Raw genomic sequence first — 21,923 nt, 5'->3', positions numbered from 1 at the left:
GTAAATCCCCCATGATAAACGCACACGCCCATCAAAAACCGGATGCATGCCCCCCGCCACAGCCCTATGCTGAACGGGGGAGTGCCGATATTCGGCACCAGAAAGGGCTGTCTGTGTCGGGTGAGGCTTTGCAAGACGATTGGGGCGCGTTGATCCTTCGGGTCCGCGACACCAAAGATCAGGCTGCTTTTGCGGCGTTGTTTCGGCATTTTGCGCCGCGGATCAAAGGGTTTTTGATGAAGTCCGGCGCCAGCGCCAGTTTGGCCGAAGAATGTGCACAAGATGTGATGGCGACCCTGTGGCAAAAGTCGCATCTGTTTGATCCGACCCGCGCATCCGCCGCCACATGGGTTTTTACGATCGCCCGCAACCGCCGCATCGACGCCTTGCGCAAATCCCGCAGGCCCGAGCCAGAGGATTTGCCGTGGGGCGCACAAGAAGAACCTGACCAGCATGACATGCTGGAACTGTCTCAAGAAACCGACCGTCTGGCCGAAGCAATGGCGCTTTTGCCCGAAAAACAACGCGAGCTGATTGAGCGCGCCTATTTTTCCGACTTGTCCCACAGCGAAATCGCCATTGAAACCGGCCTTCCCCTCGGCACAATCAAATCCCGCATTCGGCTGGCGCTTGAACGCCTTCGCCACAAGATGAGCTGAAAGAGTATAGTATGAGCATCCGCCACCATATCTCAGACCAACTGCTAATGGCCTATTCCTCGGGGCAATTGCCGGAGGCGTTCAACCTTGTGTTGGCGGTCCATCTGTCGATGTGTGACGACTGCAGGGCGCGGCTTGGGGCGTTTGATTCTGTTGGCGGCGTGTTGTTAGAGGATTGTGATCTGGTCACTATGGCTGATGACAGCTTTGTCGCAACGCTGGCCAAGCTGACCCAAACAGCCACCCCAGTACCGCGCCAGCACAGCAGCAAAACAACGCCCGCACCGTTGATGGATTATATCGGCGGTGATCTGTCGGCGGTGAAATGGCGGTCCATCGGCATGGGCGTTCGTCAAGCGATCCTACCAACCGACAAAGGGGCCAGCGCACGCCTTTTGTACATTCCCGCAGGACAAAAAGTGCCCGATCACGGCCATCGCGGCACCGAACTGACGTTGGTTCTGCAAGGTGCGTTTCGCGACGAAACCGACCGTTTCGGCCCCGGTGATCTGGAAATCGCGAATGAGGACCTGAACCACCAACCCATCGCCGAGGCGGGTGAGGCCTGTATTTGCCTTGCCGCCACCGATGCGCCTTTGCGGTTCAACGGGTTGATCCCCCGCCTCGCGCAATCCTTCTTGCGCATCTAACCTGCGGATTTGCGGCGATCAAAAATCGACCGCAATCCCCTTCTTCTCCCAATCGCCATAGCGCACGGGTTCCGGCCCGTTGCGCCCGCCCAATTCGGTTGGCAATGCCGCTGCGGCATCGGCCAGCTTGCGGCGTTCGGCCGCTTCGGCCAGCGCCCGAACGGCAGCTGCGGGCAAATCGGGGGGCAAATCTGGCGCCTTGTCATCGGTTGGCATGATACGGCTTCCCATGATTTTAGATTCCTTGTCTGGACTTTGTCTTTGATATAGGCCGCAGGAAACCGGCAGGCAACTGCGGCAGTATCAAGGGACGACATCATGGCAGTCGATGGAACAGCAGCACGTATCGCGGCAGTCACGCTTTTGGGCGCGGTTCTGGACGATGGCCAGCAACTCAGCCAAGCGATTGACGCGCCCGATGGCCCCTTGGCCAAACTGCCCCCGTCTGAACGTGCCCGCGCACAGCGGTTGGTCCTGACCACACTGCGCCATATTGAACAAGCCGACCGCGTGCTGAAACCCTACTTGCGCAAAACCCCGCCCGATTATGTGCTGAACGCGCTGCGCCTTGGCGTGGTGGAACTGGCGGTTGATGGCGGCGCGGCGCATGGCGTGGTCAATGCTGTGGTCGATCTGGTCAGCAGTGGCAACCGCACGGGGCATCTGTCGGGCCTTGCCAATGCGGTGCTGCGCAAAGTAGCGGCAACCCCCGAACCCTTTGCCAAACTGCCCCCCCAGCGGATGCCGCAATGGCTGCGCCAACCGCTTGTGCACCGCTGGGGCCGCAATGTGGTCGAGGCGATTGAGGCGGTACAGGCCCAAACGCCCCCCTTGGACCTGACTCCAAAAACCGCCATGCCCGATATTGACGGTGCCACGCCCTTGCCCACAGGCAGCACCCGTCTGGCGCAGGCAACCCAAGTCTCTAACCTGAACGGTTTCGCCACGGGCGATTGGTGGGTCCAAGACGCCGCCGCAAGCCTTGCGGCCCGCTTGCTGGATGCCCAAGCCGGTGAAACCGTGCTTGACCTGTGCGCCGCCCCCGGTGGCAAGACCCTGCAATTAGCGGCCACGGGTGCGCAAGTGACAGCGGTCGATATTTCCTCGCCGCGCCTTGCCCGCCTGCGCGAAAATCTTACCCGCACGGGCCTGACAGCTAATATCATCGCCACCGATGCCCTGCACTGGCAGCCAGATGCGTTGTTTGACGCGGTTCTGCTGGATGCGCCGTGTTCGGCAACTGGCACAATGCGCCGCCATCCCGACCTGCCGTTCATTAAGGATGACAGCGACATTCCCGCCTTGGTCGATCTGCAAACCGCCCTCATCGACCGCGCGCTGACCTTCCTTAAACCTGGTGGGCGCTTGGTGTTTTGTACCTGTTCCCTGCTGGCCCAAGAAGGCGAGGATCAACTGACGGCAACCCTTGCCCGCCACCCCACCCTGACCGTCGAACGCCCAACCCTGCAAGGCATCGACCCCGATTGGATCACCCCCGATGGCGGTTTGCGCTTGCGTCCCGATTATTGGGCAGAACTGGGCGGCATGGATGGGTTTTTCATGGCACGGCTTCGCCTTCCCGCGTAACCGTGTTTCAATTAGCGGTGACAGCAACGCCTCACACCGCTATGATACCGCCCAAGCAGACCCGAAACTGGGCAAGTATATCGAGTGGCAGTAAAGATGAGGCACCTTGGCTCAACCGCGTAAAGATGGGTTCTCGGCGCGCATGACGCGTTGGCAGAACCGGCTGGCGGCTTGGCGCGCATCGCACAGCCATGCCGCGACGGGGTTTGTATCCCAACCCGAACCACGCAGCATCGGCCTTTATGCCCGTGGCAAACAATTGACCGCCGGAAATTTCCTGTTCGCGGGGCATCTGGTCGAGGCCCCCGGAACCATGCTGTGGGATGTGCCCACCACCATGCCGAAATTCTGGGCCGATGCCCACGGCTTTGCGTGGCTCGATGATCTGGCCGCGGTGGGCGACCCCATCGCCAAATCCCGCGCGCAAGATTGGACATGGGGCTGGCTTTCGCAGTTCGGCAAGGGCAAAGGCCCGGGCTGGACCCCCGATCTGACTGGCCGCCGCCTGATCCGCTGGATCAACCACGCGATTTTCCTGATGAATGGCCGCAGTTCAGACGATACGCGCCTGTATTTCGCTGCACTCTCTGCGCAAACGATGTTTCTGTCGCGGCGCTGGCACGCCTCGGCCCCCGGATTGCCACGGTTCGAGGCGCTGACGGGCCTGATTTACGCGGGCCTTGCCCTGACCGGAATGGAAAAGGTCGTGGCCCCTGCCGTGGCCGCCCTTGCCCGCGAATGCGAGGCCGAGGTTGACGAACACGGCGGCCTGCCCACCCGCAACCCCGAGGAATTGCTGGATGTTTTCACCCTGCTGACATGGGCCGCCCAAGCGCTTGGCCAAGCTGGCCAGAACGTCCCCCAAGCACACCGCGCCGCGATTGAACGCATCGCCCCCACCTTGCGCAGCCTGCGCCATGCAGATGGATCGCTCGCGCGGTTTCACGGCGGCGGGCGCGGTATGGAAGGGCGGCTGGATCACGCCCTTGCTGCATCAGGGGTAAAAGCCGCCCCCGGCACGGGCCCCGCTATGGGTTTTTTGCGCCTGTCTGGCGCGCGGACATCGGTGATTATTGATGCCAGTGACCCGCCGGGCGGCGATGCAGGTGCGTCGGCCCATGCCTCGACCCTTGCCTTTGAAATGACGTCAGGGCGGCGCGCGGTTATTGTGAGCTGCGGCAACGGCGCGCCCTTTGGGGCCGAATGGCACCGCGCGGGCCGCGCCACGCCCAGCCACTCCACCCTAACCGTCGAAGGCTATTCCTCTAGCCGCCTGAACCGTGGCACGCCGGAACTGATGGCCGACCGCGCCCATGTCACCCAAACCCGCCCCACCGAAACCGCAGATGGCCATGTTTTGCGGATCGCCCATGACGGCTGGGTCGCGACCCACGGGCTAACCCATGCGCGCCTTTTGGTGCTGTCGCATGACGGTCGTCATCTTGGCGGGCAGGATGAGCTGACCGCCATTTCCGCCGAGGATCGCACCCGCCTTGCGGCCGTGATGAAACGTAAATCCACCTCCGAAATCCGCTTTGCCATCCGGTTTCACCTGCACCCCGATGTCGATGCCGCGATTGACCTTGGCGGCAATGCGGTGTCGCTGGCGCTGAAAAGCGGCGAGATCTGGATTTTCCGCCATTCCGGCGCGCAAGGCCTGTCGCTGGAACCCTCGGTTTATCTGGAAAAGGGGCGCCTCAACCCGCGCGCGTCAAAACAAATCGTACTTTCGGGGCATGTTTCCGCCTTTGATGCCGTGATTGGCTGGACCTTGGCGAAAGCACAGGATACTCCGCTGGCCATCCGCGATCTGGAAACGGACCCGTTTCCGATTACCGTTTGACCCCTGCTTGCCCAAAGGTATTCGCCCCATGACCACCAATCTTGTCCCTGTAAAGCGCGCCCTTATCTCTGTGTCCGATAAAACCGGAATGATCGACCTTGCGCGCGCGCTGGTCGCACAGGGGGTGGAACTCTTGTCCACAGGCGGGTCGGCGGCCGCGCTGCGCAAGGCGGGGCTGGACGTGCGTGATGTGGCCGATGTCACAGGCTTTCCCGAAATGATGGACGGGCGCGTCAAAACCCTGCACCCGATGGTGCATGGTGGGCTGCTGGCCCTGCGCGACAATGCCGACCACATCACCGCAATGGAAACCCACGGCATCGCCCCGATCGACCTGCTGGTCGTGAACCTTTATCCGTTCGAGGCGACAGTGGCCAAAGGTGCCGATTATGACACCTGCATTGAGAATATCGACATCGGCGGCCCCGCCATGATCCGCGCGGCGTCGAAAAACCATGCCTTTGTGAATGTAGTGACCGACCCCGAAGATTACGCCGCTTTGCTGGCTGAACTCGCCACCCATAACGGCGCCACATCCTATGCCTTCCGCCAACGTCTGTCGCAAATCGCCTATGGCCGCACCGCCGCTTATGACACCGCTGTGTCCAACTGGATGGCGGGTGCTTTGGACATTACGGCGCCGCGCCGCCGCGCCTTTGCCGGAACGCTGGCGCAAACCCTGCGCTACGGCGAAAACCCGCATCAGGCCGCGGCGTTTTATACCGATGGCACCAACCGCCCCGGTGTTGCCACCGCTAAACAATGGCAAGGCAAAGAGCTGTCATACAACAACATCAACGACACCGATGCCGCCTTTGAACTGGTCGCCGAATTTGCAGGCCGTGGCCCCGCCTGCGCGATTATCAAACACGCAAACCCCTGCGGCGTGGCAACTGGGGCGACACTGGCCGAAGCATATGCGCGCGCCTTCGATTGCGACCGCACCTCGGCGTTCGGCGGAATTATCGCGCTGAACCAAACACTTGACGGCCCCACAGCCGAAAAGATTGTCGAAATTTTCACCGAAGTCGTCATCGCCCCCGATGCCGATGATGCCGCCCGCGCGGTGTTTGCGGGCAAGAAGAACCTGCGCCTGTTGACCACGGGCACCCTGCCCGATGCCGCCACCCTTGGCCTTGCCTACCGTCAGGTTGCGGGCGGCTTTCTGGTGCAGGACCGTGACGCCGCCAATGTCACACAGGCCGATCTGCGGGTCGTGACCAAACGCGCCCCCACAGATGCAGAAATGCGCGATTTGCTCATGGCTTGGACCGTGGCCAAACACGTCAAATCCAACGCGATCATCTATGTCAAAGACGGGGCCACCGTCGGCGTCGGCGCAGGGCAAATGAGCCGCGTTGACAGCACCCGAATCGCCGCCCGTAAGGCGCAAGATATGGCCGAGGCAATGGGCCTGCCCGCACCCCTGACCATCGGGTCGGTCGTTGCATCGGATGCGTTTTTCCCCTTTGCCGATGGTCTGATCACCGCAGCCGAAGCTGGGGCCACCGCTATCATACAACCGGGTGGGTCGATGCGTGACGACGAGGTGATCGCAGCCGCCGATGCCGCAGGCCTTGCGATGGTATTCACCGGCCAACGGCATTTCCGGCACTAATATGCGCATGTTCTGGTCCGCTCTTGTTATTTTCGCACTGGATCAGGCCAGCAAACTGGCCGTGGTCTTTGGCCTGAACCTGCGCGAAATCGGCGATATGGATATCTGGCCGCCCTACCTGACGTTTCGGATGGCGTGGAACAAGGGCGTGAACTTTGGCCTGTTTGCCAATGACGCAGGCTTTATGCGCTGGGTGCTGATTGCGGTCTCGTTGGCGATTACCGTCTGGGTTTGGCGCTGGATGGCACGCACCAAACAACCCAAACTCGCCCAGATTTCGGCAGGAATTCTGATCGGCGGGGCCTTGGGCAATGTGGTAGATCGCATCGCTTACGGTGCGGTTGCCGACTTTTTGAACATGTCTTGCTGCGGCTTTGAAAACCCCTATGCATTCAATGTGGCTGACATTGCTATCTTTGCTGGTGCAGCAGGGCTTGTTCTTTTTGCAGCAGACAGCAAGAGTAAACCGCGAAAGACCTCGTGACGCGCCGATAAGTTTGGGCTAAACAGGGGACGAATTGGGTGAAGGAGACGGATATGCTTGCAGGAAAAGGGGTATTGGCACTCGCGGCTGCGATGATGCTAACGCTTGCAGCCTGCGGCGACCGCAACGCGGATCCGCAACTGATGAACTTGCGGTCATCCGGTAACGGGCCGGATGAATTTGGCATTTTACCCCCCAAGGCACTGGAATTGCCCGAAGACTTGCAAACCCTGCCAGAACCCACCTTGGGCGGCACCAACCTGACCGATCAAGACCCCGAGGCCGATATCGCCATCGCCCTTGGCGGCAAGGTCCGTGATGGTGCCGGCGTGCCTGCGGGCGATTCTGCGCTGGTTGCCTCTGCGTCGCGTTATGGCCGTTCTGCGTCAATCCGGCCTGAATTGGCCGCCGCCGATCTGGAACACCGCCGCGACAACAAAGGCCGCATTCTGGAACGCCTGTTCAACGTGAACGTCTACTTCAAGGCCTATTCCAATGTGTCGCTGGATCAAGATGCCGAATTGCGCAAATGGCGTCGTCGCGGTATTCGCACGGTTTCGGCCCCCCCTCCTCCAGAATAACACCGCTCAGGTCTTCAGCGCTTCACTTCCGCGTCAAGACAGCTTGACCCTGCGGGGCTGGTGGTTAGGTGTAAGCCGAAGCCACCAAACCAGAGGACCTGATATGTTGCGTACCCTCGTCTTGCCATTTGTTTTGGGGGCCGTCACCGCCACCACGGCCCTCGCGGATAAAGTCACCACCTTTACGCTGGAAAACGGGCTAGAGGCGGTGGTGATCCAAGATCACCGCGCCCCCGTTGTCACCCATATGATGTGGTACAAAATCGGGTCCGCAGATGAACCCCGTGGCAAATCCGGCATCGCCCATTTCCTTGAACATTTGATGTTCAAAGGCACCGATACACTGGCCCCCGGTGAATTTTCTGCCACGGTCGAGGCGCAGGGCGGCGACGACAATGCCTTTACCTATTACGACTATACCGCCTATTTTCAACGGGTTGCCACCGACCGCCTTGATTTGATGATGACAATGGAGGCTGACCGCATGCGCGGTCTGACCCTATCCGAGGCCGATGTCGAAACCGAACGCGCCGTGATTATCGAAGAACGCGCCCAGCGCACCGATAGCGACCCCGGCTCGCTGTTCGGCGAACAACGCCGCGCCGCGCAATACCTCAACCACCCTTACGGCACCCCCGTGATCGGCTGGAAGCACGAGGCCGAGGCCCTGACCCGCGAAGATGCCCTGTCGTTTTACCGCACCTTTTATGCGCCCAACAACGCAATCCTGATCGTCGCTGGTGATGTGAACCCGGATGACGTCCGCGCCTTGGCGACCACCCATTACGGCCCCATCGCCCCGACCCTGGGCCTTGGGCCGCGCGTCCGCGTGACCGAACCGCCGCAACTCTCGGAACGCCGCCTGACCATGTCCGACCCGCGCGTCGCCCAACCCTATGTCATCCGCAGCTACCTTGCCCCCGAACGCAACACGGGCGCGCAGGAAAAGGCCGCAGCCCTGACCTTTCTGGCCGAACTGCTGGGCGGCAATGGCACCACCTCGATCATGGCGCGCAGCCTGCAATTCGGGGACGCCCCCAAAGCCGTTTACACCAGCGCTTTTTACAGCGGCCAATCGCTTGATATCGGGGAATTTGGTGTCGTGGCCGTGCCTACCCCCGATACATCGCTGGCCGATCTGGAAAGCGCGGTTGATGGGGTTTTGACGCAATTTCTGACCGACGGCGTCGACCAAGTGGCCTTTGACCGCATCAAACGCCAATTGCGTGCCGAAGAAATCTATGCCCGCGACAATGTAACCGGATTGGCGCGGGAATATGGAACAGCATTGACTACGGGCCTGACCGTGGCCGATGTGCAGGCTTGGCCCGAAATCTTGCAAGCGGTAACGCCCGAGGATGTGATGGCCGCCGCGCGCGACGTGCTGAATCGCAGCAACGCGGTGACAGGCTGGTTGCAACGCCAAGACGACAGCAGCACAGGGGTAAAACCATGATAAAGCGCCTTTTCACTGCGGCACTGCTTGCCTTTGCCCTGCCTGCCCATGCCGAATTGCCCATTCAACAGGTCACATCCCCAGGCGGCATCACCGCTTGGTTGGTCGAAGATCACACAATTCCTTTCACCGCGCTGGAAATCCAGATCCGCGGCGGCACCTCGCTTGATCCCGCCGATCAGCGCGGCGCCGTCAACCTTATGGCGGCCCTGCTAGAGGAAGGCGCGGGCGACCTTGATGCCCAAGGCTTTGCCAATGCCCGCGATGCTCTCGCCGCCCGTTTCAGCTTTGGCGCGCGCACCGATAGCATCGGCATCTCGGCCCAATTCCTTACCGAAAATCGGGATGAGGCCGTCGATCTTCTCCGCCTTGCCATCACCGAACCCCGCTTTGATGCCGACGCGGTAGAGCGCGTGCGCGGACAGGTGCTGTCAAACATCCAAGCGAATCTCAAAAGCCCTGAAGCCATTGCCGCGACTCAATTCGACCGTCTGACCTTTGGCACCCACCCCTATGCCACCGATGGCGATGGCACGATGGAAACGGTGGCCAGCCTTAGCCGCGAAGATATCGTCTCAGCCTACAAAGGTGCGCTCAGCCGCGACCGTCTGTATGTCGCCGCCACGGGTGACATCACCGCCGATCAGCTTGGCACACTCCTTGACACGCTCTTGGGTGGCCTTCCTGCGACAGGCGCCCCATTGCCCAATCGTGCGGATTGGGGCCTGCAAGGCGGCGTTACAGTCGTCGATTTCCCCGGCCCGCAATCGGTCATCTATTTCGGCCATCAAGGCATCAAACGTGATGACCCCGAATTTTTCGCGGCCTACATCCTGAACGAAATTCTGGGCGGTGGCCGTTTCACCGCGCGCCTGATGACTGAGGTGCGCGACAAACGCGGTCTGACCTACGGCATCAGCAGCTATCTTGTGCCGCAAGACTATGCCGAATTGATGATAGGCCAGTTTTCCAGCGCCAATGCCACCACGACGCAGGCGATAGACATCGTGCGGTCGGAATGGCAACGCATGTATGACACGGGCGTGACCGACGCGGAATTGGCGAACACCAAAACCTATCTGACCGGCTCTTACCCCCTCCGCTTTGACGGCAATGGCACGATTGCGGGCATCCTCGTGGGCATGCAGGCCGATGGCTTGCCGATAGATTACGCCCAAACCCGCAACGCCAAAATCGAGGCGGTAACGCTGGACGACATCCAGAAAATCGCCAAACGATTGCTGAAACCCGACGCGCTGCATTTCGTTGTGGTGGGGCAGCCTGACGGGCTGACAACGACGCCCTGAACAGGCCGATAAAATCGGTGGATAACCTTTGTGGCATGGTGGCCTAGAGAGCGCCGCCATGCTATAAATGGGGGCATGAACGCTGCCAACCCCAACATATCAGCAAACCAGCGCCCGATCATCCGCCAGCTGGATGAAGCCGCCATCAACCGCATCGCGGCGGGTGAGGTGGTGGAACGTCCCGCATCGGCGGTCAAGGAACTGGTTGAAAACGCGCTGGACGCAGGCGCGCGGCGCATCAGCGTTGATTATGCCGATGGTGGCAAAACCCTGATCCGCGTCACCGATGATGGCTGTGGCATGACCGCCGACGACCTGCCCTTGGCCCTGTCGCGCCATGCCACATCCAAAATCGACGGGTCCGACCTGCTGAACATCCATTCCTTCGGTTTTCGTGGCGAGGCACTGCCTTCGTTGGGTGCCGTGGGTCGCCTGACCATCAGCTCGCGCCCCCAAGGCGTTGATGCCATGATGATCGCCGTCTCCGGTGGCCGTATGGACCCTGTGCGCCCCACCGCCCTAACCATTGGCACGGTCGTCGAACTGCGTGATCTGTTCTACGCCACCCCCGCCCGCCTGAAATTCATGCGGTCCGACCGCGCCGAGGCGATGGCGATTGCCGAGGTTATCAAACGCCTTGCTCTGGCGGAACCCGAGGTCGGCTTTACCCTGCGCGATGTGTCGGGCGGTGAGGCCCGCGTGATGTTTCGCGCCGACCCCGTGTCGGGCGATTTTTTCGACGCGCTGCATGGGCGCGTCACGTCCGTTTTGGGCCGCGATTTTGCCGATAACGCCTTGCCCGTTGATCACAGCCGCGACGGGTTGCGGCTTGTGGGTTATGCCGCCTTGCCCACCTATTCGCGCGGGTCTTCTGCCGCGCAATACCTGTTCGTCAATGGCCGCCCCGTTCAGGACCGCACGCTGTTTGGCGCACTCCGCGCCGCCTATATGGATGTCCTCAGCCGCGACCGTCACCCCGCCGCCGTGCTGAACATCATCTGCGACCCGCAGGCCGTTGACGTAAACGTCCACCCCGCGAAATCCGAGGTGCGGTTTCGTGAACCCGCCCTTGTGCGCGCGCTTATAATCTCCACCCTGCGCAATGCCTTGGCCACGGCGGGGCACCGCGCGTCATCAACTGTGGGCGCCGAAACTTTGGGCGCGTTTCAGGCGGAAACGTCACAGCCCCGCATCTACCAAATGGACCGCCCTTCCTCTGGCGCCTTGTCACGCGCCTATGCCTATCAAGCCCCCGAAACCCCGATGGGCTTTGCCGAGTCCCCTTCTGCACGGTTCGAGGATGTGCCCACAGGCGACACCACGCGCCCCTTGGGCGCTGCCCGTGCGCAGGTGCATGAAAACTACATCATCGCGCAAACCACCGATGGCATGGTCATCATCGACCAACACGCCGCCCATGAACGGCTGGTCTATGAACGCCTCAAGGCACAGCGCGATACAAACGGTATCGCCGCCCAAGCTTTGCTTATACCTGAAATCATTGAACTTTCCGCCTCTGACACTGCCCGTCTCCTCGACCTCGCCCCCGACCTAGCCCAACTTGGTCTGGTGATCGAAGGGTTCGGCGGCAGCGCCATCGCCGTGCGTGAAACCCCCGCCATTCTGGGCCGCGTCAATGCCACCGCCTTGCTGCGCGACATCCTTGATGACCTTGCCGACCTTGGTGCCTCCGACCGACTTCAGGCGAAAATCGACGCGGTTTTGTCGCGCATGGCCTGCCACGGCTCCATCCGGTCTGGTCGCCAAATGCGGGCCGAGGAGATGAACGCCCTGCTGCGAGAGATGGAGGCGACCCCCCTGTCGGGCCAATGTAACCACGGCCGCCCCACCTATGTGGAACTGAAACTGGCTGATATTGAAAAATTGTTCGGGCGCAGATGATCCAGATCGCAGACAAAACCTACATGTGGAACGACCCCGTGGTGCTGATCATCGCGGGCGTTGCCTTTGTTATCCTTGGCTTTTTCCTGCTGATCCTGCGCGCCGCTGGGCAATCGGCCAAAGCAACCGAACCCCTGATGCGCGAAATGTCCTACCTTGGCCAGCGCGTCCAAAACCTGTCCGAAGGGCAGGAACGACTTGCGGGCGGCCTGCATCATGTGTCGGAAACCCAAACCCATTCCCAAACCGCCATGCTGCAACTGATGGAAAAGCGCTTGATGGAGGTGCAGCGCGGCATGACCGAAAGCCTGCAAGGCAGCTCCTCGCGCACCGCGCACAGCCTTGGTGAATTGCAACAACGCCTTGCCACGATCGACAAAGCGCAGGCCAATATTGAAAAACTTTCTGGTAACGTCTTAGGTTTGCAGGATATTCTGTCCAACAAACAAACCCGCGGTGCGTTTGGTGAAATTCAGCTGAACGACATCGTGCGCAAGGCCTTGCCGTCGGATGCCTACACAATGCAGGCCACGCTTTCCAACGGCAAGCGCGCCGATTGCCTGATCCACCTGCCCAATCCCCCCGGCCCCATCGTCATCGACAGCAAATTCCCGCTGGAGGCGTATGAGGCCCTGCGCCGCGCGTCCTCGCCCGCGGAACTGACCGAAGCGGCGCGGTTTATGCGCGTCTCCGTCCGCGCCCATATCAAGGCGATTTCGGAAAAATACATCCTAGACGGCGAAACCGCCGATGGTGCGCTGATGTTCCTCCCATCCGAGGCGGTCTATGCCGAACTGCACGCCAATTTCCCCGAACTGGTGCGCGACGGGTTTGATGCCAAGGTTTGGATCGTGTCGCCAACCACCTGCATGGCAACCCTGAACACCATGCGCGCCGTGCTGAAAGATGCGCGGATGCGCGAACAGGCCGGTGCCATCCGCGCCACCTTGCGCCTGCTCCACCGCGATGTGGAATTGGTTGTGGGGCGGGTGGAAAAGCTGAACACCCATTTCAACCAAGCCCGCGATGACCTTGAAAGCATCAATACCGCCGCCGAACGTGCCGGTAAACGTGCAGCCAAACTGGATAATTTCGATTTTGAGGAACTGGCGCCGGAAGCGGTGCCAACTGTCATCGGGGGACAAGCCGCAGAATGACGCACCGCCACATGACCCGTGCCGACTATACTGAAATGCCTTGGGCCAACGGGCGCGGCAGCACCATCGAAATTCTGCGTAAAGCCACAGCGGATGGCGCTTTTCTTTGGCGGTTCTCAATGGCAAAGGTGTCCGAAAACGGGCCGTTTTCGCAATTCCCCAACATCGACCGCAACCTGACCGTGATCGACGGCCCAGGGTTTGACCTTGCCGGCACAACCACCTTTCGCGCCGATCCTTTGCACCCTGTCGCCTTTCCGGGTGACCTGCCGCTTTCGGCCGCGAATGTCACCGGTGTTGCCGTTGATTTCAACGTCATGACCCAACGCGCCTTGCCCAAACCCCGTGTCTCGCTGGTGCAAAACCAAACGGTTACCACCATGCAAGGGGCCACGCTTTGCATCTTTGCCTTGGCGGCAACCCGCTTTGGCGCGACCAGCCTGAACCTGCATGATTTCTTGTATAATACCGGATCCGCAGACATCACGGGCGGGCCTGCCTTGGTCATTCACCTGTTTGAAACGCCCCAAAGCGTTTCGACTTAAACCTTGCTCACATAACGCTGCCTGAAATCATAAATTTCAACGCGTTATGTGATCTATCTTGGGTCAAGTTAAAGTCGAAACGCTATAAGGCTCTGTCTTTACGACTTGGCACCCCAGCTGAGCGAGGCATGCTTGCGGGTAAAGTTTTCAAACATAAGCCCGATCACGAACAGCACCAATGTTACTTTGATCGGGTACATGTAATTGCTGTAATGCGGGTTGTAATTCAGGAAAATAAACCCGCGACCTTGGTCAATTGTATGAAACAACGGGTTCCAATCAAACATTGCCAGCTTTGATGTGGGCAGGGTATTGGCCACAAACATCTTGCCGCTCGCGATCATATTGGCGCGCTGGTACAGCTGGGTCACGATCCCAACCGCATCGGGCTGCCACGGCTTGGCCGCCAACAGGATCGTGCCAATCGCGGCACCACTGCTCCACGATAGGATCAACATGCCCAAACTGCCTGGAAAGTCGTGAAATTCAATCGGGCTGAAAGCAGCATGGTACACATAAAGCACAACAGCGGCCGACAAAATCTGCGTATATAGCGCCCCAAGTGCCGCCGCAGTAATCGCCACAAATGTGTTCATCGGCGCGTGTTTCATCATGGGTGACGTGGGCCCGTCACAGCCGGCCACGGCCCCCAATGCCTTGATATGCGTCATAAACATGAAAATGCCCGACATCACATATAGCAGAAAATCACCACGGATAGCATTTCCGCGCAGACCCAGAATGTGAAACATGAAAAAGAATACCGCGACCAGCATCACCGTCTGCAAGATATTCAGCACAAGGCCGATGATCGGATTCCCATGGTTTTTCCGGATGTTCCGAACGGTTGCATGGAACACCAGTTCCAGCATGCCAAAAGCAGTGCTAACCGCATTCCCACGGTGCTGGCGCTGAAACATCGTGATTCCTACCTCTGCTCGCGGGTGGCCTCAGAACTTTTTACAGGGGAAATCTTGCCGATCCCTTAGCGACCTATGATAAGGGGAATTAATCGTTTTGGCAATCTTGTCGAAACTCCCCCAAACGGCCCGAACCACGGCCCAATAAACGACGGAGAGCAGCATGGACTTTTCCCCCCTTATGGCGCTGATGCGCAGATTGGCACTCGAAGCCGGCGACAAGATTATGCAGGTTTACGCCGCCCCCGATTTTGACGTGCGCGCCAAATCCGATGCCAGCCCCGTGACCGAAGCCGACGAGGCCGCCGATGCCATCATTTCCTCAGGCCTGCGCGCGGCCTATCCCGATGTGACCCTGATCACCGAAGAACAGGCCGACAGCCACGCTTTGACCGCCCAGACCTTTCTGATCGTGGACCCGCTGGACGGCACCAAGGAATTTGTCCAACGGCGCGGCGATTTTACCGTGAACATCGCCTATGTCGAAAATGGCGTCCCCGTTTTGGGCGTTGTCTATGCGCCCGCCAAGGGCCGCTTGTTCTATACCCGTCCCGATGGTCAGGCGGTGGAGGAAACGGGTGATTTCGACAAAACCACCGCAGGCCCCACGCATGAAATCCACGTCTCGAAACCTGACAATCAGGCGCTCATGGTTGTCGCCTCGAAATCCCACCGCGATGCCGCGACCGATGCCTATATCGGCAAATACGCTGTGCGCGACATGACCTCGGCGGGCAGCAGCCTGAAATTCTGCCTTGTGGCAACGGGCGAGGCCGATCTTTACCCCCGCCTTGGCCGCACTATGGAATGGGACACGGCGGCGGGTGATGCCGTGCTGCGCGGTGCGGGCGGCCATGTCGTTCGCTTTGATACCCACGAACCCTTGGCCTATGGCAAATCGGGCTGGGACAACCCGTTCTTTATCGCCTATGCCCCGGGCGTTTTGTTGAAAAAATGACCCCGCTTTCCGCCAGCCTCATCATCGTCAGCCGCCACAGACCGGCGGCGTTGATGCGGGCATTGGCGGGCGTGGCACAAATGGACCACCCGAGTTTTGAGGTGATCGTCGTCGCTGATCCTGCGGCGGCGCAAGCCGTGCGCGCCGCCAAGCTACAGGTCAAACTGGCCGAATACGACAGCGCCAATATCTCGGCCGCGCGCAATATCGGGCTGCAACTGGCCGCCGCCCCCATCGCAGCCTTCCTTGATGATGATGCGGTGCCCGAACCCACATGGCTCTCGCGCCTGACCGCGCCTTTTGCAGACATCCGCGTCACAGCGGCGGGCGGATATGTTTTGGGTCGGTCCGGCCTTTCGTGGCAATGGCGCGCGATGTGGGTGGATGGTGACGGGATCGACCACCCCTTTACCCCACCCGAAGGCATCAGCCTGCACGCAGGCACCGCCACCCGCGCAATCAAAACCCAAGGCACAAACTGCGCCTTTCGCCGTGATGATCTGCTGGCAATCGGTGGCTTTGACGCGGGCTTTGCCTTTTATCTGGATGAAGCAGACGTGAACTTGCGTCTGGCCGCCCGTGGGGGCCTAACCGCGATTGTGCCGGATGCCGTCGTTCATCACGGCTTTGCCGCCTCGGACCGCCGCCGCGCTGACCGTGTGCCAACCGACCTTACCCAGATCGGCCGCAGCCTTGCCCGCTTTACCGCGCTGCATGGCCAAAGCCCTGATGCAATTGCCAAACATGTCACAGATCAACGCGCCCGCCTGCTCCGCCATATGATCAGCGGCGCCTTGGAACCCCGTGACATAGGTCGTCTCATGGCCGGTTTGCAGGACGGTATAGCCGCCGCAAACACGCAGGCCTATTCGCAGACACCGCTTGCCCCAACCACAGCCGCGTTTCTCGCCCTCCCCGACACAGCCCCCCGCACGGGGCGGGTTTTGTTCGGCACAAAGGCACAGTGCCACGCGCTATATTCCAACGCAACAGCCGCCCGCGCGCGGGGGGAAATCGTCACCGCAATCCTGCTGTCGCGCGGCATGCGGCCCCACACCCACCGCTTTACCGAACACGGGTGGTGGGAACAAACCGGCGGCCGCTTTGGCCCCGCTTTCCGCCTTGGCCAACGCTTTGTCTGGCAAACCGCCGCAAAACGGCGCAACATCGAAACCACCCGCCTTGCAAATTATCGCCCCGTCGGACCGATTTTACCGCCTAAAACTGATTAAATTTCGCCCAAAAGCCGCAACTGTTTCCATTTTGTCAACTTTTTGTCCAAATATTACCCGAATTGGGTGCGAATAGGGGGGGACAGTTATAAGCTGTTCGAAAAACAAACTGGTATGGGGTTAGGTCGCGTATATGAAGGTTAAGAAAATCACCAAGGCAGTCTTTCCTGTCGCCGGAATGGGAACACGGTTTTTGCCGGCCACAAAGTCGATCCCGAAAGAGATCATGACTTTGGTTGACCGCCCGCTGATCCAATACGCCATTGATGAGGCGCGCGCCGCTGGCATCAAGGAATTCATCTTTGTCACCTCGCGCGGCAAATCCGCGCTTGAGGATTATTTCGATGTCGCCCCCGAGCTGGAATCAAGCCTGCGCAAAGCGGGCAAAAAGCAACTGCTAGAGGTGCTGAAAGCGACAAATATGGACAGTGGTGCCATCGCCTATGTCCGTCAGAACCGCCCGATGGGGCTTGGTCATGCCGTTTGGTGCGCGCGCCGCCTGATTGGCGATGAACCTTTTGCGGTTTTGTTGCCCGATGACGTGATCGCCGCCGAAAAACCCTGCCTGCAACAGATGGTCGAGGCTTATGCCGAAACCGGCGGCAATATGGTTGCGACGATGGAAGTGGCCCCCGAAAAAACCAGCGCTTACGGCGTCTTGGACATTGCCGATGACATGGGCGCAATTGTTCGCGCCAAAGGCATGGTGGAAAAGCCAAAGGCCGAAGATGCGCCGTCAAACCTTGCCGTGATCGGCCGCTATATCCTGACGCCACGGGTTTTGAACAACTTGAACAAGATGAAACAAGGCGCTGGCGGTGAAATCCAGTTGACCGATGCCATTGCCCAAGAAATCGGTGGCGACGATAGCGTCTATGGTTTCCGGTTCCGTGGCCAGCGCTATGACTGTGGGTCCAAGGCCGGATACTTGCAGGCAACGGTTGCTTTCGGGCTGGCGCGTCCCGATTTGCAGGCCGAATTCAGCGACTATTTGAATGATATAATCGGCCAACAAAAAGCGGCGCAGTAACGCCATGCGGCCCTCGGCCCGTTTGCTTGACCTGACGCGATTGGTGTCGCGTTTGGGTCAGGGCCACCCTACCGGGGTCGACAGGGTCGAGTCGGCCTATCTTGCCCATTTCTTAACATTACCCGCTCCAGTTTTCGGATTGGTGCGCAGCAAGCTGGGCTTCATTCTGCTGAACCGTCAGGGGATGGTCGCGTTTCAACGCCTTGTCACCGACCAAACCAATTTGCCCGCAGCGGGTCTGCTGTCCCGCTTGTCGCGCGTCGGCCAACCTTTATTGGCGCGTGCAGAAACGGCTGTGCGCAGGCTGGCCCTAACCCGTTGCCGCCCGCGAAACCTGCCGCAAATGCTGCGCCGTCACTTGCCCGACGGGTTCACGTATTTCAACACCGGCCACGCAAATCTTGCTCCGCAAACCCTTGTGGCCATCAAAGCGGGCGGTGCCACACAGCGACTTTTCCTTGTCCATGACACCATTCCGCTTGATCACCCCGAATTCACGCGCAAAGACACCATCGCCAGCTTTGACAAGAAATTGGCTGCCATCGCCGCCCATGCCGATGCGGTTATTCACACGGCCCATGCCACCCGATCGGCAACCGAACGCCACCTAGCCCGCCACGGCCGTACCCCCCCCGGCCTTATCGCCCCTTTGGGCATAAACCCCTTGCATCCCAACGCCACGCCCCCCCGCCCGCACCCCTATTTCGTGACGCTTGGCACCATTGAACCCCGCAAAAACCACGCCTTTTTGCTGGAGATATGGCAGGCGATGCATCGCGATCTTCCCGCAGCTACGATCCCCCACCTCCTCATCCTCGGGCGGCGCGGTTGGTCGAATGAAGCGGTCTTCCGGCGGCTCGATACTTTGCCCTTCATCAATCAGACCGTGTTTGAAATGCCAAACCTGCCCGATGATGCCGTGGCAAACCTGCTCCTCCATGCCCGCGCGCTGCTGTTTCCCAGCCTTATCGAAGGCTTCGGCCTCCCCCCGATCGAGGCCGCAAGCCTTGGGACCGCGGTTATTGTGCCACCCTTGCCGATTTATCGTGAAACACTGGGCAATTACCCCGTTTACGCAGGGCTAGATGACAGTTATTCTTGGATACAACCAATTATCCGGCTATCGGATGGCAAAAATGATCGGGAACAGGCGGGGCTCGGGGCGCGAAACGCAGTAGAAATTCCACGTTGGGATGCGCATTTCAAGAGTGTCTTAAACTTCGTCGGATAGTGTATCGGTGGCGGCAGCTGACTTTTCTATGGGTCGGCATTTCTGGAAAGTAGCAGTTGAGCATTTTTTCACGATACCGGCTAAGGCTAGCACGCAAACGCTGGCTTGTCCGCGCCTTCCGCAAGCGGAGGGAGCTGAAGCCTGCCGCAGTGCGTGTGCGCAGTATCAAACCCGCCGATATCTTGCTGTTTTCCACCCTGCGCAACGAACGCGTGCGCCTGCCGTTTTTCCTGAAATACTACCGCGACCTCGGGGTTAATCATTTCCTGATCGTGGACAATGACAGCGACGATGGCTCCCGCGAATACCTTCAGGATCAAAAAGATGTGTCGGTTTGGCACACAAAACACAGCTACAAACGCTCTCGCTTTGGGGTGGATTGGCTGAACTGGCTGCAAATGCGCTATGCGCATGACCATTGGTCGCTGGTTGTCGATCCCGATGAATTCTTCGTCTACCCCTTCTGTGACACCCGCCCTTTGCGCGCGCTCACCGATTGGCTGGATGCCTCGTCGATCAAATCCTTTGCCGCGATGCTTTTGGATATGTACCCCAAAGGCCCGATCGGCGCGCAGCCCTACCATGAGGGGCAAGACCCGTTCGAAATCGCCCAATGGTTCGACAGCGGCAATTACAGCATCACCCGCAACGGCCACTACGGCAATCTCTGGATTCAGGGCGGCCCCCGCGCGCGTATGTTTTTCTCCGATGCACCCGAACGCGCCCCTGCACTGAACAAAACGCCGCTGGTGAAATGGCAACGCCAATATGCCTATGCCTCCTCCACCCACATGCTGCTGCCGCGCGGTCTTAACCTTGTGTATGACGAATGGGGCGGCGAAAAGGCCAGCGGTTGCCTGCTGCACGCCAAATTCCTTGATACCTTCGCTCTCAAGGCCGAAGAGGAAATGCTGCGCGCCCAGCACTATGCCAACAGCCATGAATACAAGGCCTATAAGGCCGCGCTGAACGACAGCCCCGATATGTGGTGCAAATGGTCTGAAAAATACATCAACTGGCGGCAGCTTGAAATTCTGGGCCTGATGTCCAAAGGAAACTGGGCATGAGCGTTGGCATCGTCATGCTATGCCACACCGCGCTCGACCGCGCAGCCCAAGTGGCCCGCCACTGGGTTGATCGCGGCTGCCCCGTGGTTATCCATGTCGATAAACGCGTCATAAAATCCGATTTCGATACGCTTCAAACCAATCTTTCGGACCTGTCCAATGTGCGCTTTTCTGGCCGCTTTGCCTGTGAATGGGGCACGTGGGGCATCGTTGCGGCCACCCAAGCCGCGGCGACAATCATGCTCAAGGAATTTCCGGGTGTCCGGCACGTCTACCTCGCGTCCGGCTCGTGTCTGCCCTTGCGTCCGGTCAGCGAACTTGTCGCCTATCTAAACGAACGCCCTCGCACCGATTTCATCGAATCCGTCACAACAGCCGATGTCGGCTGGACCATTGGCGGCCTTGATCTGGAACGCTTCACCCTGCGTTTCCCCTTTTCATGGCGTAAACAGCGCCGCCTGTTTGACGGCTATGTCCGCATGCAGCGCCGCATCGGGTTCAAGCGTAAAATCCCTGCTGGGATCGTGCCGCATTTGGGCAGCCAATGGTGGTGCCTGACCCGCCAAACCCTGTCGGCTATCCTTGAGGACCCCGAGCGGGAGGAAATTGACCGTTATTTCCGCCGTGTCTGGATTCCCGACGAATCCTATTTCCAAACCCTCGTCCGGCGCTATTCGTCGAATGTCGAAAGCCGCTCTCTTACCCTGTCGAAATTCGACTTTCAGGGCAAACCGCATATTTTCTACGATGATCACCTGCAACTTTTGCGGCGCTCCGACTGCTTTGTCGCCCGCAAAATCTGGCCCCATGCCAAAAAGCTCTACCGCGTTTTCATGACCGAGGAAGGCGCGGGCCAAGCCGCTGCCGAACCCAACCCCGGCAAGATTGACCGCCTGTTTTCCAAGGCCGTGGAACGCCGGACCAAGGGGCGCTCGGGCCTCTATATGCAAAGCCGCTTTCCGAATGAAAACTGGGAAAACGGCAAAAGCGCCTCGCCCTATTCGGTCTTCGAAGGCTTTGCCGAGCTGTTCGAAAACTTTGAAACATGGCTTGGTAAAATGACCGGCACGCGGGTGCATGGGCACCTGTTCTCACTCGACCGTGTGGAATATTCAGGCGGCGAAAGCATCTATAACGGCGCGATGTCCAACTCTGCCGCGATCCGCGACTATAACCCCAAAAGCTTTCTTGCCAATTTGCTGTGGAACACCCGCGGCGAACGCCAGTGTTTCCAATTCGGCCCCGCCGACAATCAAGAAATCAACTGGCAACTTGCCGCCGATCCTAACGCCACAATCTCTGTTATTTCAGGGGCTTGGGCCGTGCCTTTGTTCAAATCCAACCTGAATTTTTCTGAAATCCGGACCGAGGCCGCGCGCCTGCAACGGCTTGAACAGGCGCATCTGACCATCCTGCGCAGCCCGTGGACCAAAGCCCGCAGCCGCATCTGGAACCTTGCCGAATTCGTCGAAAACCCGATGGAACCCTTGCAAACCATCGTCGATGAAATCAGCCCCCGCGCCCTGCGCCGCCTGACCGACGCACCGCGCATGACCGACCTCACCGGCTTTGGTCAATTCCTGCAAAATCTGCGCAATCAGGGCATGCAGCCCGTGTTGATGGGTGACTTTCCGGTCAGCGATGATCTGCAACAACACGCCGCCCGCAGGGGCCGCCCCTATTTGGTAAAGTAACC

The 21,923-nt window shown here is 59.5% G+C and carries 20 protein-coding genes; 18 read left to right on the top strand and 2 right to left on the bottom strand.

From position 1 onward, the window contains the following. Positions 1 to 11 precede the first annotated feature (11 nt). Both G560_RS0100670 and G560_RS0100665 read left to right on the top strand, forming a co-directional pair. Complete coding sequence (locus tag G560_RS0100670; RefSeq protein WP_022702380.1) at positions 12 to 659, top strand: sigma-70 family RNA polymerase sigma factor; 648 nt, start codon at positions 12 to 14, stop codon at positions 657 to 659. 11 nt (positions 660 to 670) lie between these two features. Beyond that, positions 671 to 1,309 carry a ChrR family anti-sigma-E factor gene (locus G560_RS0100665; protein ID WP_022702379.1) on the top strand — a complete coding sequence of 213 codons (639 nt, stop codon included), beginning with the start codon at positions 671 to 673 and terminating at the stop codon, positions 1,307 to 1,309. 18 nt (positions 1,310 to 1,327) lie between these two features. On the opposite strand, the gene G560_RS0100660 is transcribed toward G560_RS0100665, so the two are convergent. Continuing rightward, entirely contained in the window at positions 1,328 to 1,540 is a 213-nt protein-coding gene (locus G560_RS0100660; protein WP_022702378.1) for a DUF1674 domain-containing protein, read from the bottom strand. An 87-nt stretch (positions 1,541 to 1,627) separates the two neighbouring features. Here G560_RS0100660 and G560_RS0100655 point away from each other — a divergent pair, with 87 nt between their 5' ends. From G560_RS0100655 to G560_RS20155, 10 genes are all read left to right on the top strand, one after another. Continuing rightward, on the top strand, positions 1,628 to 2,896 hold the full coding sequence (locus tag G560_RS0100655) for an RsmB/NOP family class I SAM-dependent RNA methyltransferase (RefSeq protein WP_022702377.1): 1,269 nt from the start codon (positions 1,628 to 1,630) through the stop codon (positions 2,894 to 2,896). 142 nt (positions 2,897 to 3,038) lie between these two features. Next, the gene (locus G560_RS0100650) at positions 3,039 to 4,739 is read left to right on the top strand and encodes a heparinase II/III family protein (protein WP_022702376.1); all 1,701 of its coding nucleotides are present in this window, start codon (positions 3,039 to 3,041) and stop codon (positions 4,737 to 4,739) included. Between the two features lie 28 nt (positions 4,740 to 4,767). Next, positions 4,768 to 6,357 carry a bifunctional phosphoribosylaminoimidazolecarboxamide formyltransferase/IMP cyclohydrolase gene (purH, locus tag G560_RS0100645; RefSeq protein ID WP_022702375.1) on the top strand — a complete coding sequence of 530 codons (1,590 nt, stop codon included), beginning with the start codon at positions 4,768 to 4,770 and terminating at the stop codon, positions 6,355 to 6,357. A 1-nt stretch (position 6,358) separates the two neighbouring features. After that, entirely contained in the window at positions 6,359 to 6,841 is a 483-nt protein-coding gene (gene lspA, locus G560_RS0100640; protein WP_022702374.1) for a signal peptidase II, read from the top strand. Between the two features lie 53 nt (positions 6,842 to 6,894). Further along, entirely contained in the window at positions 6,895 to 7,422 is a 528-nt protein-coding gene (locus tag G560_RS0100635; protein WP_022702373.1) for a DUF3035 domain-containing protein, read from the top strand. 103 nt (positions 7,423 to 7,525) lie between these two features. Then, entirely contained in the window at positions 7,526 to 8,878 is a 1,353-nt protein-coding gene (locus tag G560_RS0100630; protein ID WP_022702372.1) for a M16 family metallopeptidase, read from the top strand. Next, positions 8,875 to 10,185 carry a M16 family metallopeptidase gene (locus G560_RS0100625; RefSeq protein WP_022702371.1) on the top strand — a complete coding sequence of 437 codons (1,311 nt, stop codon included), beginning with the start codon at positions 8,875 to 8,877 and terminating at the stop codon, positions 10,183 to 10,185. The genes G560_RS0100630 and G560_RS0100625 overlap by 4 nt, the downstream gene beginning before the upstream one ends. 75 nt (positions 10,186 to 10,260) lie before the next feature. Continuing rightward, a complete protein-coding gene (gene mutL, locus G560_RS0100620; protein WP_022702370.1) occupies positions 10,261 to 12,087 on the top strand; it encodes a DNA mismatch repair endonuclease MutL in 1,827 nt (608 codons plus the stop codon). Then, complete coding sequence (locus G560_RS0100615; RefSeq protein WP_022702369.1) at positions 12,084 to 13,244, top strand: DNA recombination protein RmuC; 1,161 nt, start codon at positions 12,084 to 12,086, stop codon at positions 13,242 to 13,244. The genes mutL and G560_RS0100615 overlap by 4 nt, the downstream gene beginning before the upstream one ends. Positions 13,245 to 13,255: 11 nt before the next feature. Further along, the gene (locus G560_RS20155; protein ID WP_211215440.1) at positions 13,256 to 13,789 is read left to right on the top strand and encodes a HutD/Ves family protein; all 534 of its coding nucleotides are present in this window, start codon (positions 13,256 to 13,258) and stop codon (positions 13,787 to 13,789) included. A gap of 98 nt (positions 13,790 to 13,887) precedes the next feature. Here the strand turns inward: G560_RS20155 and G560_RS0100605 are convergent, their stop codons facing one another. Then, a complete protein-coding gene (locus G560_RS0100605) occupies positions 13,888 to 14,709 on the bottom strand; it encodes an ABC transporter permease (protein WP_022702367.1) in 822 nt (273 codons plus the stop codon). A 163-nt stretch (positions 14,710 to 14,872) separates the two neighbouring features. Between G560_RS0100605 and cysQ the strand changes: the two genes are divergently transcribed. The 6 genes from cysQ to G560_RS0100570 all read left to right on the top strand — a co-directional run bounded on the left by cysQ (position 14,873) and on the right by G560_RS0100570 (position 21,921). Then, positions 14,873 to 15,667, top strand: a complete 795-nt coding sequence (gene cysQ, locus G560_RS0100595) for a 3'(2'),5'-bisphosphate nucleotidase CysQ (protein ID WP_022702365.1) — start codon at positions 14,873 to 14,875, stop codon at positions 15,665 to 15,667. Beyond that, positions 15,664 to 16,899: a glycosyltransferase family 2 protein gene (locus tag G560_RS18150; protein ID WP_022702364.1), complete on the top strand. Its 1,236-nt coding sequence runs from the start codon at positions 15,664 to 15,666 to the stop codon at positions 16,897 to 16,899. The genes cysQ and G560_RS18150 overlap by 4 nt, the downstream gene beginning before the upstream one ends. Before the next feature lie 133 nt (positions 16,900 to 17,032). Next, positions 17,033 to 17,929 carry a UTP--glucose-1-phosphate uridylyltransferase GalU gene (gene galU / locus G560_RS0100585; protein WP_022702363.1) on the top strand — a complete coding sequence of 299 codons (897 nt, stop codon included), beginning with the start codon at positions 17,033 to 17,035 and terminating at the stop codon, positions 17,927 to 17,929. Between the two features lie 4 nt (positions 17,930 to 17,933). After that, the gene (locus G560_RS0100580; protein WP_022702362.1) at positions 17,934 to 19,160 is read left to right on the top strand and encodes a glycosyltransferase; all 1,227 of its coding nucleotides are present in this window, start codon (positions 17,934 to 17,936) and stop codon (positions 19,158 to 19,160) included. Between the two features lie 56 nt (positions 19,161 to 19,216). After that, positions 19,217 to 20,227 (top strand): glycosyltransferase family 2 protein, encoded by a 1,011-nt coding sequence (locus G560_RS0100575; RefSeq protein ID WP_028913566.1) that lies wholly within the window; start codon positions 19,217 to 19,219, stop codon positions 20,225 to 20,227. Beyond that, positions 20,224 to 21,921 carry a DUF5927 domain-containing protein gene (locus tag G560_RS0100570; protein WP_022702360.1) on the top strand — a complete coding sequence of 566 codons (1,698 nt, stop codon included), beginning with the start codon at positions 20,224 to 20,226 and terminating at the stop codon, positions 21,919 to 21,921. The genes G560_RS0100575 and G560_RS0100570 overlap by 4 nt, the downstream gene beginning before the upstream one ends. Positions 21,922 to 21,923 lie beyond the last annotated feature (2 nt).

Origin of the sequence: Pseudorhodobacter ferrugineus DSM 5888 (assembly GCF_000420745.1) — a bacterium.
GTDB classification, from domain to species: Bacteria; Pseudomonadota; Alphaproteobacteria; order Rhodobacterales; family Rhodobacteraceae; genus Pseudorhodobacter; species Pseudorhodobacter ferrugineus.
The sequence above is the reverse complement of the archived record's forward strand: the minus strand, read 5'-3'. Positions and strand labels throughout refer to the sequence as shown.

What these genes read in the sequence shown, in the direction of transcription:
- G560_RS0100625 (WP_022702371.1), top strand. Translation starts at nt 8,875, where the DNA reads ATGATAAAGCGCCTTTTCACTGCGGCACTGCTTGCCTTTGCCCTGCCT.
- G560_RS0100630 (WP_022702372.1), top strand. Translation starts at nt 7,526, where the DNA reads ATGTTGCGTACCCTCGTCTTGCCATTTGTTTTGGGGGCCGTCACCGCC.
- G560_RS0100605 (WP_022702367.1), bottom strand. Translation starts at nt 14,709, where the DNA reads ATGTTTCAGCGCCAGCACCGTGGGAATGCGGTTAGCACTGCTTTTGGC.
- G560_RS0100665 (WP_022702379.1), top strand. Translation starts at nt 671, where the DNA reads ATGAGCATCCGCCACCATATCTCAGACCAACTGCTAATGGCCTATTCC.
- G560_RS0100650 (WP_022702376.1), top strand. Translation starts at nt 3,039, where the DNA reads ATGACGCGTTGGCAGAACCGGCTGGCGGCTTGGCGCGCATCGCACAGC.
- G560_RS0100635 (WP_022702373.1), top strand. Translation starts at nt 6,895, where the DNA reads ATGCTTGCAGGAAAAGGGGTATTGGCACTCGCGGCTGCGATGATGCTA.
- mutL (WP_022702370.1), top strand. Translation starts at nt 10,261, where the DNA reads ATGAACGCTGCCAACCCCAACATATCAGCAAACCAGCGCCCGATCATC.
- G560_RS0100570 (WP_022702360.1), top strand. Translation starts at nt 20,224, where the DNA reads ATGAGCGTTGGCATCGTCATGCTATGCCACACCGCGCTCGACCGCGCA.
- G560_RS0100580 (WP_022702362.1), top strand. Translation starts at nt 17,934, where the DNA reads ATGCGGCCCTCGGCCCGTTTGCTTGACCTGACGCGATTGGTGTCGCGT.
- G560_RS0100615 (WP_022702369.1), top strand. Translation starts at nt 12,084, where the DNA reads ATGATCCAGATCGCAGACAAAACCTACATGTGGAACGACCCCGTGGTG.
- G560_RS20155 (WP_211215440.1), top strand. Translation starts at nt 13,256, where the DNA reads ATGACCCGTGCCGACTATACTGAAATGCCTTGGGCCAACGGGCGCGGC.
- G560_RS0100655 (WP_022702377.1), top strand. Translation starts at nt 1,628, where the DNA reads ATGGCAGTCGATGGAACAGCAGCACGTATCGCGGCAGTCACGCTTTTG.
- cysQ (WP_022702365.1), top strand. Translation starts at nt 14,873, where the DNA reads ATGGACTTTTCCCCCCTTATGGCGCTGATGCGCAGATTGGCACTCGAA.
- purH (WP_022702375.1), top strand. Translation starts at nt 4,768, where the DNA reads ATGACCACCAATCTTGTCCCTGTAAAGCGCGCCCTTATCTCTGTGTCC.
- G560_RS0100670 (WP_022702380.1), top strand. Translation starts at nt 12, where the DNA reads ATGATAAACGCACACGCCCATCAAAAACCGGATGCATGCCCCCCGCCA.
- G560_RS0100660 (WP_022702378.1), bottom strand. Translation starts at nt 1,540, where the DNA reads ATGGGAAGCCGTATCATGCCAACCGATGACAAGGCGCCAGATTTGCCC.
- galU (WP_022702363.1), top strand. Translation starts at nt 17,033, where the DNA reads ATGAAGGTTAAGAAAATCACCAAGGCAGTCTTTCCTGTCGCCGGAATG.
- G560_RS18150 (WP_022702364.1), top strand. Translation starts at nt 15,664, where the DNA reads ATGACCCCGCTTTCCGCCAGCCTCATCATCGTCAGCCGCCACAGACCG.
- lspA (WP_022702374.1), top strand. Translation starts at nt 6,359, where the DNA reads ATGCGCATGTTCTGGTCCGCTCTTGTTATTTTCGCACTGGATCAGGCC.